The sequence below is a fragment of the Ktedonosporobacter rubrisoli genome (genome assembly GCF_004208415.1).
Classification (GTDB): domain Bacteria; phylum Chloroflexota; class Ktedonobacteria; order Ktedonobacterales; family Ktedonobacteraceae; genus Ktedonosporobacter; species Ktedonosporobacter rubrisoli.
The window spans coordinates 5962336-5980541 of the sequence record NZ_CP035758.1; the positions used below are offsets into that span (position 1 = coordinate 5962336).

At 53.7% G+C, this 18206-nt stretch carries 16 protein-coding genes, 1 riboswitch and 1 other annotated feature; of the genes, 15 read left to right on the plus strand and 1 reads right to left on the minus strand.

The window, feature by feature from the left end:
* Positions 1 to 145 precede the first annotated feature (145 nt).
* From EPA93_RS25925 to asd, 13 genes are all read left to right on the plus strand, one after another.
* Positions 146 to 1189 (plus strand): lipid II:glycine glycyltransferase FemX, encoded by a 1044-nt coding sequence (locus EPA93_RS25925; RefSeq protein ID WP_129890287.1) that lies wholly within the window; start codon positions 146 to 148, stop codon positions 1187 to 1189.
* Positions 1190 to 1282: 93 nt separating this feature from the next.
* The gene (locus tag EPA93_RS25930) at positions 1283 to 1840 is read left to right on the plus strand and encodes an HD domain-containing protein (RefSeq protein ID WP_129890288.1); all 558 of its coding nucleotides are present in this window, start codon (positions 1283 to 1285) and stop codon (positions 1838 to 1840) included.
* 382 nt (positions 1841 to 2222) lie between these two features.
* Positions 2223 to 3470: a TolB family protein gene (locus EPA93_RS25935; protein WP_129890289.1), complete on the plus strand. Its 1248-nt coding sequence runs from the start codon at positions 2223 to 2225 to the stop codon at positions 3468 to 3470.
* 35 nt (positions 3471 to 3505) lie between these two features.
* A complete protein-coding gene (locus tag EPA93_RS25940; RefSeq protein WP_129890290.1) occupies positions 3506 to 4744 on the plus strand; it encodes a peptidoglycan DD-metalloendopeptidase family protein in 1239 nt (412 codons plus the stop codon).
* Positions 4745 to 4800: 56 nt separating this feature from the next.
* Positions 4801 to 6543, plus strand: coding sequence for a PAS domain-containing protein (locus tag EPA93_RS25945; protein WP_129890291.1), 1743 nt, complete (start codon positions 4801 to 4803; stop codon positions 6541 to 6543).
* A 208-nt stretch (positions 6544 to 6751) separates the two neighbouring features.
* Positions 6752 to 7024 carry a PLDc N-terminal domain-containing protein gene (locus EPA93_RS25950; RefSeq protein WP_129890292.1) on the plus strand — a complete coding sequence of 91 codons (273 nt, stop codon included), beginning with the start codon at positions 6752 to 6754 and terminating at the stop codon, positions 7022 to 7024.
* A gap of 133 nt (positions 7025 to 7157) precedes the next feature.
* The gene (locus EPA93_RS25955) at positions 7158 to 7751 is read left to right on the plus strand and encodes a TetR/AcrR family transcriptional regulator (protein WP_129890293.1); all 594 of its coding nucleotides are present in this window, start codon (positions 7158 to 7160) and stop codon (positions 7749 to 7751) included.
* A 27-nt stretch (positions 7752 to 7778) separates the two neighbouring features.
* Positions 7779 to 8282 (plus strand): PaaI family thioesterase, encoded by a 504-nt coding sequence (locus EPA93_RS25960; protein WP_129890294.1) that lies wholly within the window; start codon positions 7779 to 7781, stop codon positions 8280 to 8282.
* A gap of 286 nt (positions 8283 to 8568) precedes the next feature.
* Complete coding sequence (locus tag EPA93_RS25965; protein WP_129890295.1) at positions 8569 to 9759, plus strand: thiolase family protein; 1191 nt, start codon at positions 8569 to 8571, stop codon at positions 9757 to 9759.
* Between the two features lie 164 nt (positions 9760 to 9923).
* A riboswitch (SAM riboswitch) is annotated at positions 9924 to 10033 on the plus strand.
* An 83-nt stretch (positions 10034 to 10116) separates the two neighbouring features.
* Positions 10117 to 10416, plus strand: a binding site (T-box leader).
* A gap of 45 nt (positions 10417 to 10461) precedes the next feature.
* Complete coding sequence (gene metX, locus EPA93_RS25970) at positions 10462 to 11613, plus strand: homoserine O-acetyltransferase MetX (RefSeq protein ID WP_129890296.1); 1152 nt, start codon at positions 10462 to 10464, stop codon at positions 11611 to 11613.
* Between the two features lie 49 nt (positions 11614 to 11662).
* The gene (locus EPA93_RS25975; protein WP_129890297.1) at positions 11663 to 12979 is read left to right on the plus strand and encodes a homocysteine synthase; all 1317 of its coding nucleotides are present in this window, start codon (positions 11663 to 11665) and stop codon (positions 12977 to 12979) included.
* A 143-nt stretch (positions 12980 to 13122) separates the two neighbouring features.
* A complete protein-coding gene (locus tag EPA93_RS25980; RefSeq protein ID WP_129890298.1) occupies positions 13123 to 14613 on the plus strand; it encodes an aspartate kinase in 1491 nt (496 codons plus the stop codon).
* 27 nt (positions 14614 to 14640) lie between these two features.
* Complete coding sequence (gene asd, locus EPA93_RS25985) at positions 14641 to 15714, plus strand: aspartate-semialdehyde dehydrogenase (protein WP_129890299.1); 1074 nt, start codon at positions 14641 to 14643, stop codon at positions 15712 to 15714.
* A 95-nt stretch (positions 15715 to 15809) separates the two neighbouring features.
* Here asd and EPA93_RS25990 read toward each other — a convergent pair whose 3' ends face one another.
* Complete coding sequence (locus EPA93_RS25990; protein WP_129890300.1) at positions 15810 to 16592, minus strand: VCBS repeat-containing protein; 783 nt, start codon at positions 16590 to 16592, stop codon at positions 15810 to 15812.
* Between the two features lie 430 nt (positions 16593 to 17022).
* Between EPA93_RS25990 and EPA93_RS25995 the strand changes: the two genes are divergently transcribed.
* Positions 17023 to 17535 (plus strand): thiamine pyrophosphate-binding protein, encoded by a 513-nt coding sequence (locus EPA93_RS25995; RefSeq protein ID WP_129890301.1) that lies wholly within the window; start codon positions 17023 to 17025, stop codon positions 17533 to 17535.
* A 3-nt stretch (positions 17536 to 17538) separates the two neighbouring features.
* The gene (locus EPA93_RS26000) at positions 17539 to 18117 is read left to right on the plus strand and encodes a thiamine pyrophosphate-dependent enzyme (RefSeq protein WP_129890302.1); all 579 of its coding nucleotides are present in this window, start codon (positions 17539 to 17541) and stop codon (positions 18115 to 18117) included.
* Positions 18118 to 18206: the final 89 nt, after the last annotated feature.

An 18206-nucleotide genomic window follows, 5' to 3' on the forward strand; every position in this document is an offset into this window, starting at 1 on the left:
GTTTGCGTCCTGGACAGAAGAAACCCGACCCGCCAGAGCCACAGCATGCTATACTATACTCTGAAATTCTGGGCCTTATGGAAGAGCATGTAAGCGATGCGCCGGCCCGCTTTTCGATCTCATGAAGTAAGAGGTAGCCGATTTTATGTCGTCTCATCATCAAGACTATGTATTGCAGCCTGTACCCACGGAGCAGCGTGAGCAGTGGGATAGCTTTATGGCCGGGCATTGCCATGGCCACATGTTACAAAGCTGGGCCTGGGGTGAGCTCAAGGCCCGTTATGGCTGGCATCCTCTCAGACTGGCCCTGCGGGATCGGCAACAGCGCATAGTTGCTGCGGCCCAGGTGCTGCGGCGTACGGCTCCTCATATTCCTCTCCGATCTGGCCACCTTGCCTATATTCCCAAAGGCCCCGTGCTGGATTGGTCACAGCCTGAGGTCTGTGCCCAGTTCCTACCTCAACTATCAGCCTATATACGCAGACAAGGAGCGATTACGCTGCGCATGGAGCCGGGACTTGAGGCCGGAACAGCAGCAGCAGATCTGGCTGTGAAGTACCTGGCCAGCGCGCAAGCTCACCCCATCCATCCTGTTCAGCCGCTGCGGACGATCAGCCTGGATCTGGCACCCACAGAAGAGACGCTCCTGGCGCAGATGAAGGAGAAGTGGCGCTACAACATACGCCTGGCCGCGCGCAAAGGAGTTAGCATACGGGAAGCAGAAACCATCGAAGATCTAGAGGCCTGGTACAATCTGCTCCAGGTCACCGGTACACGCGATAAGTTTGGCATCCACACCTTCGCTTATTATGTGGACATGTGGCGCCTCTTCAAAGCGCAAAATGCGCTGCGCGTGCTCTTAGCCGAACACAACGGTCAATTGCTGGCCGGCATCTTTGTAGGGCACTTTGCGTCGCAGGCGGCTTATATGTATGGAGCATCAAGCAATGAGCAGCGTCAGCTCATGCCCAACTACTTATTACAGTGGGAAGCCATACGCTGGGCCAAACAGCAAGGCGCTGACCTCTACGATTTCTGGGGCATTCCGGATACTGACGATCCCAATGAGGCGATGGCCGGGGTCTACCGCTTCAAAAGTGGCTGGGGAGGACGCGTGGTAAAGTTTATAGGTGGCTATGAGCAGATTTATCGCCAGCTCATGCTCAAGATCGCCACTAGATTTATCTAATCAGCTATGCTGACGCATTCTCCAGCCTCTATCGTGTACAATGTGTATTAAGTAAGAATTTACCGTAACACTCATTACCTTATGGAAGAAAACATGGAACTACCTTTTAGTTTAGAAACAGCTTTAGAAAAGACTATTGCGGCTGATCCCGAATGGCAGAAAGGGGTGGTATGGGGAAAACCACGAGCCGGGCACCTGGAAGGGGCTATCAAATTCCACATAGCTGATGTGCTGGCCAACCTTGATCAGCAATGCTTGACGGCAGAGGAGCGGCGCGATCTGCGGCTCATTGCCCTCATCCACGACACTTTCAAATATCGTGTCGACGAAAGCAAGCCCAAAATGGGCACCAACCATCACGCCTATATCGCGCGTAAGTTTGCCGAGCGCTATATCCACAATCCGATGCTTCTGGAGCTAATCCAATTGCATGACGAAGCCTATAATAGCTGGCGTCTTGGCGCCTTCAAAGACAGATGGGACCTGGCAGAGGAGCGGATCGATAACTTGCTAGAGCAAATAGGGTCAGCCTTACCGCTCTATGTGCACTTCTTCCTTGCCGATAGTGCGACCTCATCGAAAAATCCTGCCCCTGTGCTCTGGTTTGAACACCTTTTGGAGCGTAAAGGCTATACGCTTCCTTCGTGTTAAGCCAGATCAAGTCGTATCTCCATTGGCAATCTAGCATACTGGTAAGGGACATATAAGCCAGAGTCGCCCTGCTCCGGCAGGAAACGGCTGCTGGGCCCTGCCAGCCAGGCTTGTGGCTATTTAGACTGCTCCGACATTCGTGCTAAACTGCGCTCAAAAGGTTGAGCCACTCCTTTACTATCACGCATCTCTATTTCTCTGGCCAGCCCTCTCACAGGTCTGCACCGGCTAGCCTTCTTCGCCCCAAATGAGCACACTCCCTTTCCATAGAATTTGCCATCCCCAAATGGAAGCCAGATCGTCAAGTTTTCTGCGGCTCGTCAGTTGCATTGTACAACTATCTATACTAAGGTCGAAGACATGCTAAAGGATAAAAGGTCCAATGAAACGAGTAGTGAGCATTTTGCTATTACTGACAGTGATAAGTGGAGCAGGCCTGGCCGTCGCATACTGGGTCTCTATGCATTCAGCTGCGCCTGAAAGGTCGGCCCGGGTTAAGACGGCAAGTACAGAACTGGCGCCGAGCTACATCTATTACACACTCAAAGATGCAAGGGGCTTTGTGCTGGCTCAGGCTTTGCGCGGGAGTAATGGGCAGCCCATCAGCGCGCCTCAAACGATTGCAGTTCTGGGCAATGGCTTTGGTCTCTCTACGGCAGATAACGTCACATCTATGCAGCTCTCGCCGGACGGCAATTACCTGGCCATTAACGGCACCCGCGACCACGGCGATCAAGTCTGGATCTATGCTACCCAGCACAAGACAATCAGCCTTGTGCCAGCTCATGTCAGCGGCAATTTTCTGCACTGGCTCCCACGCGGCAATGGCCACACTTTTCTCTATCGCCCTGTGCTACCGCTGGGTCCCGGCCTTTCCCTTGATAATAGGGGCTGGAATCCTGGCTTATGGACGGTAGATGCGGCAAGCGGAACATATCAGAATCTCGATATTGGAACTCCATCAGTTAATCTTATCGATGCAGCGCCCTCCCCAGACGGCGCGCATGTCATCTACTCGACAACGACCGGGCTCGGGCAGGGCAGCGATATCTTTGAGATGAACAGCGATGGTAGCGGACGCGTTAGCCTTTTCCAGAACCACGCTGAAGCCCAGGCTATCGTAGGCCTTTTTGCCTGGTCGCCAGATGGGAAAAATATTGCTTTTGAGCGCCTTTCGGACAGCGCCACGCCTTTCTTGCCGGCCAGCATCTGGGTAATGAATCAACAGGGCGCGCAGCAACGTCACCTTGCCGAGGCCGATGGTGGCCATGGCTTCATGTTGTCCTGGTCGCCAGACAGCAGTAAGATAGCCTTTGTCGCACGCGCCAATGCTGGTGATAGGCACGCCGATGCTCAGGCGCAGGCCCTGCAATGCTCTATAGGCGTCGTCGATGTGGCCAGCGCACATTCCTGGCTTGTCGCCAGCCCCCAGCAGACCGGGGAGCAAATGAACATCAATCCAACCTGGACCGCCGATAGCGCCAGCATCACTTTCACGGCACTTAACCCGACTAATCGTGTGGTCGGTGGAACGCCGCGTTACTGGTCGGCACATATCAGCGGCTCACAGATGAAACCCAGCGTCACACCTATCACGCCCGCGCTGCAACACGTCGTCGCAACGCAATAAAGGGCGATCTGCTTAGCCGAGGGAAGAGGAAAAAGATGCGTAAACCAGGGTTCTATCTCCTTCTTATCAGCAGCGCAATTCTACTGATGGGCATAGCCGGTGGCTGGCTTATCGTTAGTGCCAGCCAGCACAGCCTCGTCGAGCAAAAATCGACGACGGCTGGCGCCCTCACAAGGGCTAGCTTTCATCCGGCACCATTTCTGCATCGCCCATATTATGGCAAGCAGTCAATCTCCCAGCGCACCGTCTCTTATGTAGATCACGATAAGCCCTGGTACGAAAATGACGGCCTTTTTGTGCGCTACGATGGCAAGCAATGGAAAGACAACTCTATCTACAACTGCGATGGTGGCGTCAACTGCTACGACGGCCATAACGGCTACGATTTGAATCTCTGGTTCGAACCAGTGCTGAGCGCTGCCCCCGGCACGGTCATTCGCGCCGGCTGGTACAATCCTCTCAACCACAATGACGCCCTGGGCTTATGGGTTGCCATCGATCATGGCAATGGCTTTGCTACGGCCTATGGACACCTGAGCCAGATCACTGTTGCCGTTGGCGATCAGGTTGGCACCCAATGGCAGATCGGGACCAGCGGCACCACGGGCTCATCTACCGGCCCTCACCTGCATATGTCGACTTACTATCTCCCCAACTGGCAGGCCACCGATCCCTTTGGCTGGACTGGACAGTACGCCGATCCAAATGTTGTGCCCGACAATTATCTGTGGGCAGCCGATCCCGGCAGCAGTACTTCTGTGCCTAATCTTAGCGGCAATGGCTCAGCAATCTATCCGGGGGCTATTCTTGTGGACGACGGGGATGATGGCTGGAGCAGCGACGGGGATTGGAATCGCGAGACCGCGCAGAGCGATATCAAGGGCGCGATGCACTGGACCGCAACCAGTAGCGACGATCCCAGCGCAAGCGCTACCTGGCAACCAAATCTGCCAGCCAGCGGCTACTACGAAATCGGCTTCTTTGTTGATGACAATCACGCAAGCAGTAGCTGGGTTCCCTGTACCATCTACAGCACAGATCCCCATCATCAGAACACCGAGCTCAAACATACAGTCTATCTCGACGAATCGCACATCGGTACCTTCAGCAGCCCTTATGGGACAGTCAACACTGGGGCTCAATGGGTCAGCCTTGGCACCTACTACCTCAAGAAGGGTCACCATGGACGCGTTATGGTCAGCAATGCTACTGGCGAAGATGGTGAAGAGCTTGGGGTCGATGCCGTCGAGTTTGTGCCTTTAAGCAAGCAGTAACTAGCGCTCTCTAGAGCGCACATCGCGATAAAATATTCCAGGCAGAGGAGGAGCTTATGCCCAGCGACGACACTCAGCATAACTATATACAGCCAGAGAGCCAGCCCAAGCAGGTTCGTCTTGTTACGGCCATCGGTCAAAGCCAGCTAGCTAGAGGGGATGAAAGCTACTACCATACGCTGTTTGAAAGCCTTGATCAGGGCATTGTCTGCCAGGATGCCGATGGACAGATCATCCAGGCTAACGCGGCAGCCGAATATCTCCTGGGCATGAAGCTAGAGGCCATGCGCGGCAGAACCTTGCTTGATCCGCTCTGGCGGCCTCTACAGGAAAACGGCTCGCCCTTTCCCGCCGATCTGCACCCTACGCTGAGTGCCCTGCGCACCGGCCAGCCCGTCTCAGGCACGATCATTGGCATGTTTAATCAGCAGGAGAATGCCTATCGCTGGTTCACGGTAAGTTCCGTGCCACGTTTCCAGGCAAATGTAGAGAGGCCACATCAGGTCTACACTATTCTTCACGATTTTACGACCCTCCACAATCAGGAACAGCGTATGCAACAGGCCCTCGAAGCGATCCTGGCCTTGGCGGAAATAGGGGCCCAGACCCTGTTAGGGCAGACACCGCAAATGGCCTCAGCAGCTCAAGAGCAGCCTGACCCACAGCTTCAACAGAAGCAGGCTGAGCAATGCTGTCATCTTCTCGGCTGCCAGCGCCTTGGTCTGGCGGCACTGGAAAGACCAGACGAACTGTTGCGGCCACTGCTTACGCTAGGAACTTCTGCTGCTCACGCCCGGAATTTACGCAACGCTTTACAGACCTTACGCTTAAGCAACTTGTTCGGTGATCCACAGCTCGTGGCTCGCCTGAATGCTGGAGAGAGCTTAGCGCTGGCCAAAGCTCTCCCGGCCTGCGGCGAACAGCTTTCCTTTCAGATCATCGTCCCCGTAGCCGCTGCAGGCCAGCTGAGCGGCATCTTACTGCTCGACTACGGCAGCATACAGCCGCATCTCAGCGCGCAAGAGCAGATCGCCGTACAGGCCACAGCGCGCGTTGCCGCCCTGCTCATTGAATATGAGAAGGCCCAGCACACCATCTCCCAGCAGCAACTTAAGCTTCACGCTGTACAACAAGAACTTGAACATATGCAGCACATCCAACAAAACGTATCCTCAATCCTGGAGCATGAGGTTCAGGCGACACTCATCGGTATGCAGAACTATAGCGAGTTGCTCTGCAATCATGAGCTCAGTAGCCCGGAAATAAAGGAACTGGCAACCGATATTTGCCTTGATAGCAAACATCTCAGCGGCCTGATCGGCTCGGTCTTCGAGCTACAGCATAGGCAGAAAGAACCCCTGCAGCTCTCTCTCGAATGGCTCGATCTGAATGCCGTCCTGGCCGAACTGGTAAGCCATACGCGCTCGCTTATGCCCAGCTGCCAGTTTCGCTTGCAGCTCGCTAACGCCCTACCGATCTTTCGCGGCGATAAAGATAAGCTCACCACAGCGATGCTCGGCCTGCTGCACAATACAGCGCGCTACACGCCTCAAGGAGGCGAGGTTCATATAAGCAGCACTGTGGAGGGCAACGTAATTCACGTCAGCATGCGCAATCTTAGCGCCGTCGTTTCGACAGAAATTGCCGATCAAGCGATGCTCTATCCCGAAAATGCAGAGCCGGACCTCGCCTTAATACACGGGATTATTCAAATGCATGGCGGCAAGATTTGGGCCGAGAGTATGACAGATCAAGGGCTAACCTTTCACTTCACCGTACAGTTTACCAATAGCTATTAGCTGCCGCAGTAGTCGGGCTTATAGGCAAGCAATCTTTGTAAGTCACAAAAAATTGCCAGACATTTGCAACAAACAGCCACAGTTCTACGTATAATAGTCAGATAGCAGTGAGGTACCTATGCATTGAACAAGTTTATAGCTCGTTAGAGACTTTAAAATATTACATAAAGATTCACAAGTGATGCACATATATTAAGGAGATAATCACATGTCAGGAAATAGAGGTTGTCTTGCAAATTCGTTACTGTTTCTGGTAATTGTTTTCTTGCCTTTAATTGGCCATATCATTGAGACAGTCTGGATCTTTGAAGATGATCACTCACCTATTGGGACAATCCTCTGGCTGCTTATCGTCTGGGCCATTCCGTTTGTAGGACCTTTTATGTACCTGCTCTTCGGACAGCGCCATCCGAAATATGGGCGCGTCATGTTCGGCCAGCCGAGCTATGCCTATCAGCAACAACAGCAACGAGGCTGGTAGTCCTGTTTGGACGAGTTATCCCCTGGAGCTTTCCAGGGGATACTTTTTTTCTTCTCCTTTTCCTTCCCTTGACAAAGATATCTCCTTTCAGCTAAAATAGAACCGACTGGTCGGTATTTTAGGAGAAAAGGAAATGCATAAAGGAGAGCAAACGCGCCAGGCTATCCTGGCCAGAGCAGCCCAGGTATTCAGTCTTTCAGGCTATGCTGGCACCTCTATGGATACACTTACGCGCGCGACCGGGCTCACTAAGGGCGGCATTTACAACCATTTTGGCAGCAAAGAGGCCCTGGCTGTGGAGGCCTTCGATTTCTCCAGTAATCTGGTTCGTGCGCGCTTCAAAGAGCTGCTCCGGAATCGGCAAGAGGCCATTGAGCGTCTGATGGCTGTATTGAGCATCTTCCAAAGCCTGCTCGAAGAGCCCCTTCTGCAAGGAGGCTGCCCGCTATTAAATACCGCAATAGAGGCCGATGACACCAATCCTGTCTTGCGCGAACGTGCTCAAAAAGCCAGTGCAGATTGGAGAAAGTTCATTACGCGCACAGTGCAAAGCGGCATTGAGCGCCAGGAGATCAAGCCGGAGAGCGATGCGGAGGAAGTGGCAAGCGTCCTGATTGCCACTCTTGAAGGCGCCATTATGCTCAGCAAATTGCACGCCGACATGCGCTATATGGACCAGGCCATTCAGCATCTCACGCGCTATCTGCACTCCCTGCAGCTCACTTAAGCATAGCCGAGGAAAGGAACATCCCGCATGACACACCTGCCCGAGAACCAACGTACACGCACCATAACCTGGCAAGATCCCCTCCCTGTATTACAGCAAGGTAGAGAGCTCAGCGGCCTGCAATATATGCAAGCAGTTAAGAGCGGACAACTGCCTCCGCCGCCAATGATGGAGCTTATGGGCGTGTGGATCTCGGAAGTAAACGAAGAGCGCATCGTCTTTGCGGTCGAGCCAGCCGAGTATCATTATAATCCGCTTGGCGTCGTGCATGGAGGTCTTGCCGCAACGCTCCTCGATTCGGCCATGGGATGTGCTGTCCATGTAGCCCTGCCAGCCAATGTAAGCTATACGACGCTGGAATTGAAAGTGAATCTTGTCAGGGCGCTTACCCGCTCCACGGGAGTCGTTTATGGAGAAGGCAAAGTGCTGCATCTGGGCGGCCGCATTGCTACCGCCGAGGGTCGGGTTTTCGATGCCAACGGCAAACTTTATGCCCATGGCACGACTACTTGCCTGATCATGCGGCCCTGATCTGCCGGGTTCCTTGCAGGAAAAACCTTATCACATCTTGACAGCTGGAGGCCTTGGCGGGCGAGAAAACAGCTCACGAGCAAGCGGGGAATCGCTAGAAATTCGACAACCTGCAGCGGATGTGGCTAACTAATTGATATACAGATAGTTGTAAACAAGCTCTCAATGCCGAGAGATAGAAATCCGAAGCAAAGTCTACAACGTTTTTCATAGGCTCTAACAGGCATTTCTTTCAGCTAAGCGCTTTAGTAGGCAACGTATTCGGCGCAGTTCCAGGAGGGAATTCATGGCCACTCAGAATACTCCACAGACACAAAGAGAAGCTGTCATCGTAGAAGCGATTCGCACGCCTATCGGTCGGCGCAACGGCCGTCTTAAAGACTGGCACCCCGTGGACCTCATGGCCTACGTGCTTGAAGATCTGCTCAAACGGAGCAAGATTGATCCAGCGCTGATTGACGATGTAATTGTTGGCTGCGTCAGCCAGGCCGGCGAGCAGAGCCTTAATCTGGCCCGCAATGCAGTCCTTGCCGCCGGCTTCCCCGAATCCGTTCCGGGCACGACTGTTGATCGCCAGTGCGGCTCTAGCCAGCAGGCCATTCACTTTGCGGCCCAGGGAGTGCTCAGTGGCGCATATGATATAGTGATTGCCGGAGGCGTCGAATCGATGACCCGCGTCCCGATGGGCTCAAACGCCCAGGGTCCCGGAGCTCCCTTCGGTCCCCGCATGCAAGAGCGCTATGAGCATAAGCTTATCCCGCAGGGCCTTAGCGCAGAGCTGATCGCCAAGAAGTGGGAGCTGAGCCGAGACAGGCTAGATGCCTTTAGCCTGGAGAGCCATCGCCGCGCAGCCAAGGCCACAGCAGAGGGCTATTTTGCCTCGCAGATCGTGCCGGTCCCGGTAACAAATGAAGATGGCACAAGTACACTCTTCGAGCATGATGAAGGCATTCGCCCGGATACCAGCCTGGAAAAACTTGCAAGCTTAAAGCCTTCCTTCAGGCCCGATGGCTTGATTACGGCCGGCAGCTCTTCACAAATCAGCGATGGGGCGGCGGCAACCCTTATTATGGAGCGCGCCACAGCTCTGCGCCTGGGCCTCAAGCCGCGCGCACGCTTTAGCGCCTTTGCCGTGGCCGGCGATGATCCCATCTACATGCTTACCGCGCCAATCCCCGCCACGCATAAAGTGCTGGCCAAAGCTGGCCTCAGCCTTGCGCAAATGGACTTGATCGAGATTAACGAAGCCTTTGCCAGCGTTGTGCTGGCCTGGCAGCATGAGACCGGGGCCGATCTGCAAAAAGTGAATGTCAATGGCGGAGCGATTGCCATCGGCCATCCCCTGGGCGCCTCGGGCGCGCGCATTACAGCCATGCTTTTGCACGAGTTGGAGCGCCGAGGAGCACGCTATGGCTTACAGACTATGTGCGAGGGCGGCGGCCTGGCCAATGCCATGATTATTGAACGGCTCGCTTAAGCTGCCGGAGAGTGGTCCAGGGCGCTTTTACCCTGGACCAAAATCGAAAATGTACAATTTAATAAGTTGCAACCTCTTGACATATAGGCCCTGCCTTAGCTATACTTACTTATAGCATAAAACACTTGTATTATTTACAACCAAATAAACGCAGCAACAAACTGCTCTCATCAAGAGAGGTGGAGGGAAACGGCCCGATGAAGCCCGGCAACCCGTTTGCATAGTTGCAAACAGGGTGCCAATTCCGGCGAGTATATTATTCGCAAGATGAGGGGTACAAGCGAAGTCGCAAGGCCCCTGAGATCAGGGGTTTTTTTATTGCCCTGCGTTATGAAAGTGTACTTTACAATCTAAATCATCAAAGCGTTGAAGAGGAAGAGTAAATGCCCTGAGCGGCTACAGAGAGCTGACGAGGATGAGAAGTCAGCGCCGTATCAGCATTGAAAATGGCCTCTAAGTTGCAAGCTGAAACACCCTCCGGGTAAGTAGGCTGAGCCGCAAGGCCGCGTTATCGGCCAGAAGTGTTACTCACAAACAGGTCTTATTATTATCCTTTTATTCCGTGCTCTTTAGAGTAACACTTCCCAAGGTTGCTGAGCCGTGAGGCCGCAACAAACCAGGGTGGTACCGCGAATACGTTTACCCCTCGCCCCTGATCAGGGTGAGGGTTTTTTTGTTACCTTTTTCAGGAAGGAGTGTGCAATGGTGATACAATTGGAGCGTTCAGTCAGGGTCTTTCCCCAACCGGACTTGTTAAATCAAGTACTCACCTACACGTTCGATCATCTGCCCCTGCAACGCGGTGGCGATCTGAGCCCCGTCACGCTGGCCTATGAGACGTGGGGAACCCTTAACGCGGAGGGAACGAATGCTATCCTGATTACCCATGCGCTGACAGGAAGTGCGCATGCTCACGATGTGTTCTACCCAGACGATTGTAAAATGGGCTGGTGGAATCCCTTGATCGGCCCTGGTCGCTACTTCGACACCACGCGCTATTTTGTAATTTGTTCCAATGTGGTGGGCAGCTGCTATGGCAGTACTGGCCCCTCATCTACGGACCCTCGCACTGGACGCCCCTATGGTATGCGCTTTCCTGTGATAACGATTCGCGATATGGTACATGCTCAGCACAAACTGATCGAACATCTGGGCATTCGACATCTGGCCATGGTTGCAGGAGGCTCCATTGGCGGACAGCAGGCCTTAGAATGGGCCGTCTCCTATCCTGAAATGATCGATAAGGTGGTTGTCATTGCAGCCTCGGCCGCGCTTACCGCACAGGGGGTAGCCTTTAACGAAGTGCAGCGCCAGGCTATCATGGTCGATCCGCGCTGGCAGTGCGGCGATTATGCTCCCGAACAGGGACCCGATTCCGGTCTGGCCATCGCACGCATGCTGGCCATGATTACCTATCAGAGCGAAGAGGCCATGGAGATGCGCTTCTCGCGCAAACCTACCAGCCGCGAGGCGGCATCGTCGCCAACCCTCAACCCTGATCTTGGCGGTCGCTTCGATGTGGAAAATTATCTGTTCCACCAGGGCACAACCTTAGCCAGGCGCTTCGATGCCAACAGTTATCTCTATATGACGCGGGCCATGGATCTCTATGATGTAAGTGAGGATTATCCTTCGATAGAGGCGGCCTTGAGCCGCATACGCAGCAAGGCACTTTTTGTCGGTATTCGCTCTGATTTTCTCTTCTCGGCCGCTCATGTGCGCTGGTTAGCCAATAAAGTACATCTGCTTGGTGGCAATGCAAAATATGTAGAGCTTGATTCGCCTCATGGTCATGATGCCTTCCTCAAAGAATGGTCTCAAATGACCGATGCGTTGGCTCAGATAGAGCTATAAATTATTACGAGATAGGGCATAGTAATTTTTCCAAGGAGTAACATTTCTCATGGCATTAAATAGCAATCGTAGTTATGGCTTTGAAACACTTTCTTTACACGCGGGCCAGGAAACAGCGGACAGCGCAACGGGGGCACGCGCTGTTCCCATCTACCAGACGACATCCTATGTCTTCGATAGCCCCGAGCACGCGGCAAATCTTTTCGCGCTCAATCAGTTCGGCAACATTTATACGCGCATTATGAATCCAACGCAGGATGCCTTTGAGCGCCGTGTGGCGGCTCTTGAAGGTGGCGTTGGTGCGCTGGCTACAGCTTCGGGCCAGGCAGCTGAGACCCTGGCCATTCTCAATATAGCCGGCGCCGGCGATGAGATTGTGGCCTCGGCTAGCCTGTACGGCGGCACCTATAATCTCCTGCACCACACACTGAAAAAGCTGGGAATCAAAGTTCACTTTGTGGATAGCCGCGAGCCCGAGAACTTCCGCGCCGCCATTAATGAGCGCACCAAAGCCCTGTACGCCGAAACCGTAGGCAACCCGCGCCTCGACACTCTCGATATTAGCGCCGTAGCTACTATTGCCCATGAGCATGGCCTCCCACTCATTATTGATAATACTATGCCCACTTCCTATCTGGTACAGCCTTTGAAGCACGGAGCAGACATCGTTATTCATTCAGCCACCAAGTTTATCGGCGGCCACGGCACCTCTATCGGCGGCGTTATCGTCGATGGTGGCAAGTTTGACTGGTTAGCCAGCGGGCGCTTCCCCGAATTTGCTGAGCCCGATGATTCCTATCATGGCCTGCGCTACGTCGAGGCCTTTGGTCCGCTTGCCTACATTCTTAAGGCCCGCGTACAGCTGATGCGCGACCTTGGTGCGGCCATCTCGCCTTTCAACGCCTGGCTGCTTTTGCAGGGCCTGGAAACGCTGCCCCTGCGTATGGAGCGCCATAGCCAGAATGCGCTACGCATCGCCGAGTTTCTTGAAGAGCATCCGGCCGTGAGCTGGGTCAGCTACCCCGGCTTAAAGAGCCATCCGCAGCATGAAAACGCTGCAAAATACCATACACATGGCTATGGAGCCATCCTTGGCTTTGGCATCAAAGGTGGCCTGGAAGCCGGTAAGCAGCTCATTCGCCATATTGAGCTCTTTTCACACCTTGCCAACATTGGTGATGCAAAATCACTGATTATTCACCCTGCCAGCACGACTCATGCTCAGCTGTCCCCCGACGAGCAGCTTCAGTCAGGCGTGACTCCTGACTTTATTCGCCTCTCGGTCGGCGTGGAAACTGTCGAAGACCTGATCGAAGATCTGGATCAAGCCTTGAAGGCTGCCATCGTCGATACGACTAATGTATGAACTTTTGAAGAGTTTACACATCCTGTATAATATGCAAAAAGATTGAAAACGGAGTGCTGGTGCCGTTGCAGTCATCTCAATCCGTTATTGCGTTTAAAGGGTGCGATTTCGCGCGCTCGTTCGGTTACTATGGGTGTTAACTTATGAAACATGCTGTTAGTGTTTTAAAGTTTGGGGGAACTTCAGTTGGCAGTGGCGAACGTATACAACGTGTAGCACAGATCATTACTAATAACTTCCAGGCCTTCAAAACTGGCAATGAGCCTTTCCCTGTCATTGTTGTCTCGGCGATGTCAGGCATCACAGACCAGCTCTTGCGGATCGCGCGCTACACCTGTTCGGGCGAGTATGACGCCTGTGCAGAGGAGCTGGAGAGCCTGCAACAAAAGCACTTTGCTGCTGTCGAGCAGATCGCCAGGCAAAGTGAGACCCGCGCTAAATTGTCTGGGGACGTCGAAGCGGCCCTGGTCGGACTGAAGCAGGATGTTACTGCCCTCAGCCAGGCTGCAGAGCAGGGAGCCGATATTACGTTACCAACGGCGGCCGTTGCCTCCTGGGGCGAACGCCTTTCGGTCCTGCTGGTTGCCGCTGCAGTTTGCGCAACGGGCACACAGGCTGAGCCGGTGCGCCAGGAAGTGATTATTACCAGCCATCCCAGAACAGATCCCGCGCAGCCCTTTGGCGTGGTGGTGGGAGCCGATCCCTTGCAGGAAGAGACGCGAGCCAGCGCCCAAAAGCTGATTGTGCCTCTGATTGAGCGCGAGGTTGTGCCTATTGCTGCGGGTTTTATGGGCCGTACGATCACGGGCTATGTAACGACCCTCGGACGCAATGGCTCTGACTATTCGGCCTCGGTCATTGGGGCCGCGCTTGACTGCGTTGAGGTCTCCATATATACAGACGTTGACGGGATACTGACTGCCGATCCACGTCTTGTGGCCAATGCACGTCTTTTGCCCCATCTCTCTTACGCTGAGGCGGCGCGCCTCTCCTGGTTTGGCGCCAAGGTCTTACATCCACGCACGCTCATTCCCATTGCCCATCGTGGCATTCCAGTGCGCGTGCGCAATACTTTCCGCCCACATATCCGGGGTACATCTGTGGGACCTGTAGAGCACACGCAAAGCAGCGCTACGGCGATTACGATTCGGCGCAATTTAGCCCTGATTACCGTGGAGAATACCGATATGTTCGGCGCACCAGAAAACGCCGGGCAGGTCTTTGCGCTGGCTGCACGTGTGGGGGCTGCTCCCGTGGCTATTTGTTCATCGTCTGGGCACCATCTCTCCTTTGTTATCGAGGAACAAGCTGCTGACTCGATCATCGATCTTTTACAGCACGATATGGGCACGCTGGGTACCTGGGCCGTCCGTAGCCGGCGTGACCTGGCGGCCTGCGCTTGCATTGGCTCCGGCTTTACTGCCGATCCAATGAGCCCGGCCAGAGCAGTAACCGCCCTGGCGCGCGAGCGCATTCCAATCGTTACGCAGGGCGCTTCTGAGCAGAGCATTACCTTGATCGTTGAGAATCAAGATAGCGAGCGCGCGCTGCGTTGCCTGCATCGCGATCTGATTGCGCCTGTCATCCCGCTTGTCCGCCACCAGGCGAAGGAAAAGCGGCACAAAGCGCTTTAAGTTCTCCACATACGAAAAGGAAAGACTATGTGTCCACAGTTACAATCTAAGATACCTGTCGCGGTTCTGGGAGCAACGGGCATGGTTGGTCAGCGCTTCATCGAGCTCTTACACGATCACCCATGGTTTAAGCTGGCCGGATTGGCGGCCTCGGACCACCACGGCGGACGTCCTTATGCTGAGGCGGCGCGCTGGCGCATACCTGATAGCGAGATGCCAGCTTCTGTCGCATCTCTACCCGTGGTCGCCTGCCGTCCCGAGGCTCTACCCGATGTGAAAATTGTCTTCTCGGCGCTGCCAGGTGATATTGCCGGCGATATTGAGCTGGCCTTTGCGCGCGCAGGGGTTGCAGTCTTTAGCAATGCCAAGAATCACCGCATGGGCGCCGATGTTCCGCTGCTTATCCCCGAAGTCAACGCCGATCACGCCTCGGCCATCATTCAGCAGCGCAAGCAGCGAGGCTGGTCTGGCAGCATTATCACCAATGCAAATTGCTGTGCCACGCCGCTGGTAATGGCTCTCAAGCCATTACAGAAAGCCTTTGGCCTGAGCAAAGTTCTGGTTACTACGATGCAAGCTATCTCTGGAGCCGGTTATCCTGGCCTGCCTGCCTACGATATTCTTGATAATGTGATTCCCTACATTGCCACAGAAGAAGAGAAGCTAGAGATTGAGACGCGCAAAATGCTAGGCGCCTGGCAAGAAGGGCAAGGCTTTGTCGATGCGCCCATCGTGGTAAGCGCTCACTGCAATCGCGTGCCAACGCGTGAAGGTCATCTGGAATGTGTGAGCATCGCCCTTGAGAAAGATGCCAGTCCCGAAGAAGTTATCGCGACCTGGGAAAACTATGTTCCGGAATCTCAGCAGCTCAAGTTGCCCAGCGCTCCCGAGCATGCGCTGATTTACCGGCATGAGGTCGATCGGCCCCAAACCTTGCGTGATCGCGATGCTGGCGATGGCATGAGTGTTACGCTCGGGCGGCTGCGCAGCTGCTCCATCCTGACCCATAAGTTTGTGGTTCTGGGCCATAACACGATCCGTGGCGCGGCAGGCGGCTCCGTTCTTAACGCAGAATTGTGCGTCGAGAAAGGTCTGATCTAACATTCAGAGATGCGGGGCCTTGTTCCCCGCATCCCACACTATGTAATGCTCATCAGGAAACTACTGGGTGTTCCTTGTTATGGCTAAGCTTACTATTAGATTTGTAAATTTTCGCCAGAGCGTTCGGGCCGAAATGCTCCATTATCGTTAATGAAAATAAAGCGGCTATCCTGCACATTCACGATCATATCTGGCTTGCCGTCGCCATTGACATCTTTGAAAGAAAGCGTCACTACAGTAAGATCCTGGTTCTGGCCCAGCAAAACAGGACCAAGGTATATCTTAGCTTTCGAGGCATCGCCGCCTGGGAACTCGATAACCTCTACATGTCGGTTCAAGTTGATAGCAATGAAGTGGCTAGGATTTTGCGCCGAGTCAGCGTGGCCTACCACGGCGTCGGTCTGAAACGTGCGAGGACGGCCATAATGCCAATCGTCTTGCGTCACCTGCCACCAGTTAGTTACCATGCTCAATACAACCCATCCCAACATCATGACGAGCAGCGCCATGCCGCAATAGAAGAGCCAGTGGAAACGTGGGCTGCGGTTCTTCAAGGACCGCAAATTGAGCTTAGGGAAAATCTCTTCTGTATCCACGGGCTGTGGCTTTCGCGCCTGGTTCTTCGCTATACTGGCAGTTCGACGAGGGGGTATAGCATTTTTACGCCGCGTGGGGAGTGAGCGCGTATCGCTTAGCGTTAGTGGTTGGACATCTGGTCGCGAACGACCAACTTCTGTCTTGACATCACCGCGATAGCGACGTGTACTACTGGGCATACGAGCAGGCCACATATCATCGAATTCAGCATCAAAAATATCGCTACTATGTTGCTGCTTTAAGGAAGCCTGCGGCGAGCGCCGGATAGAATTCTGACCCACACCGGTTACCGTCCTCTCTTATTTTTTTGTTTGTTCGAAATTTTGTTCTAACAGGGTGCATGTCAATAGTACACCGAATCAGGACGGTTGTCAACAATATCCTAGAACAAATTTACCATATCGGCAATATCCACATATTTGGCCATCCCAATACTTATAACGAGCCAGTCGGCCACTTAAATAAATAAATATGATTATCTAGTAAATAACCTGAGTTTTCGCCAAATTTGCTGTGTACCGAAACCCGTCCGAGGCGGAGATTTCTGCGCGTCCCGATGCTGTCTGTTGAGGGCATGGGCCTCTCCGGCCTTTTACGGTAGAGAAGCCTCACTTCTCAGATCAAGCATATAGGCTACGATCCAGGAGGCTATGTTATACTTACTTTCAGTAATTTCACGCGAGTCGAGAAGGGAACGGAGGATTATTTATTATGCCTGTCTCTGTCACTAACTCCCAGTTAATTTATGATGCTCTGAAAGCCTGCGACATCAAACTTATTTCCGCGCTCCCCGAAACCTGGCTTGTGCATTTGATACGCCTGGCAGACGCCGACCCGGAGATGACGCTTGTGCGTATCGCCAAAGAGGAGGAAGCGATTGGTATTTCGGCCGGTGCGCACCTGGCCGGCGTAAACTCGGCTCTTCTCATGCAAAATCATGGCTTTCTGGCGGCGATCAATCCCATAGTTTCTCTGGCCCTGCTGTATAAGATTCCCTTGCTTATGCTGATTAGCTACCGTGGGCATATGGGCGAAAAGGACCCCTGGCAGACGCAAGGTGGCCTGACGACCGAGCCCATTCTACGCGCCTTAAACATTCCCATCTGGCATCTTACCAATCCTGCCGATATCCAGCGCCGACTCAAGGATGCCCAGACGTTAGCGCTAGCTTCGTTGCATCCCGTGGCCGTCTTACTATCACGCGAATTGATGTGGGAGGATTAAGCTATGTTACGTGCCGATGCTTTAGAAGCTATCTATCCCGAATTGAAAGAGCGCATTGTGGTGACGATTATGGGAGCTGTGGCCGTGGAGCTTTATATGCTGGGACATCGTGCCAACTTCTTTTATCTTGAGCATGCCATGGGTCTGGCTTCGTCTATGGGCCTGGGAATCGCGCTATCCATTCCACAGGAGCAAGTTGTGGTGATTGATGGGGATGGCTCCTTGTTGATGAATCTTGGCACGCTCAGTACTCTGGCGCGTTACAAACCCGGCAATTTGCTGCATATTGTCTTTGACAATGAGAGCTTGCTTTCGGTCGGCGGCTTTCCTACCGCGACCTCGACGGGTACCGATCTGGCCGGGATTGCCCGCGCCTCGGGTATCCCACGCGTGATCGTGGCAAACACGCCCGATGCGCTCAAAGCTAGCGTGACTGAGGCGCTGGCCAGCCAGACGCTTACGACGATTGTTTCGAAGGTTGAGGCGATTGGCCCAAAGACGTTCCATATGGATTTGCCACTATTGGAGAATCGCTTCCAGTTTAAGCGCCGTCTGCAGGAGATGCGCGCAAACCACCAGTAAAGGGCTTTGTTTCTACGCGTTTATGATACGGGCCGCTATGTCTTCAAGCAAGCGTCCAATGAGCAGGAGGAACAGCAAAGCTATGTCTT

Excerpts from the sequence above, each read along its gene's own strand:
- EPA93_RS25975 (WP_129890297.1), top strand. The coding sequence starts at position 11,663 with ATGGCATTAAATAGCAATCGTAGTTATGGCTTTGAAACACTTTCTTTA.
- EPA93_RS25955 (WP_129890293.1), top strand. The coding sequence starts at position 7,158 with ATGCATAAAGGAGAGCAAACGCGCCAGGCTATCCTGGCCAGAGCAGCC.
- EPA93_RS25935 (WP_129890289.1), top strand. The coding sequence starts at position 2,223 with ATGAAACGAGTAGTGAGCATTTTGCTATTACTGACAGTGATAAGTGGA.
- metX (WP_129890296.1), top strand. The coding sequence starts at position 10,462 with ATGGTGATACAATTGGAGCGTTCAGTCAGGGTCTTTCCCCAACCGGAC.
- EPA93_RS25945 (WP_129890291.1), top strand. The coding sequence starts at position 4,801 with ATGCCCAGCGACGACACTCAGCATAACTATATACAGCCAGAGAGCCAG.
- EPA93_RS25940 (WP_129890290.1), top strand. The coding sequence starts at position 3,506 with ATGCGTAAACCAGGGTTCTATCTCCTTCTTATCAGCAGCGCAATTCTA.
- EPA93_RS26000 (WP_129890302.1), top strand. The coding sequence starts at position 17,539 with ATGTTACGTGCCGATGCTTTAGAAGCTATCTATCCCGAATTGAAAGAG.
- EPA93_RS25960 (WP_129890294.1), top strand. The coding sequence starts at position 7,779 with ATGACACACCTGCCCGAGAACCAACGTACACGCACCATAACCTGGCAA.
- asd (WP_129890299.1), top strand. The coding sequence starts at position 14,641 with ATGTGTCCACAGTTACAATCTAAGATACCTGTCGCGGTTCTGGGAGCA.
- EPA93_RS25965 (WP_129890295.1), top strand. The coding sequence starts at position 8,569 with ATGGCCACTCAGAATACTCCACAGACACAAAGAGAAGCTGTCATCGTA.
- EPA93_RS25995 (WP_129890301.1), top strand. The coding sequence starts at position 17,023 with ATGCCTGTCTCTGTCACTAACTCCCAGTTAATTTATGATGCTCTGAAA.
- EPA93_RS25930 (WP_129890288.1), top strand. The coding sequence starts at position 1,283 with ATGGAACTACCTTTTAGTTTAGAAACAGCTTTAGAAAAGACTATTGCG.
- EPA93_RS25925 (WP_129890287.1), top strand. The coding sequence starts at position 146 with ATGTCGTCTCATCATCAAGACTATGTATTGCAGCCTGTACCCACGGAG.
- EPA93_RS25980 (WP_129890298.1), top strand. The coding sequence starts at position 13,123 with ATGAAACATGCTGTTAGTGTTTTAAAGTTTGGGGGAACTTCAGTTGGC.
- EPA93_RS25950 (WP_129890292.1), top strand. The coding sequence starts at position 6,752 with ATGTCAGGAAATAGAGGTTGTCTTGCAAATTCGTTACTGTTTCTGGTA.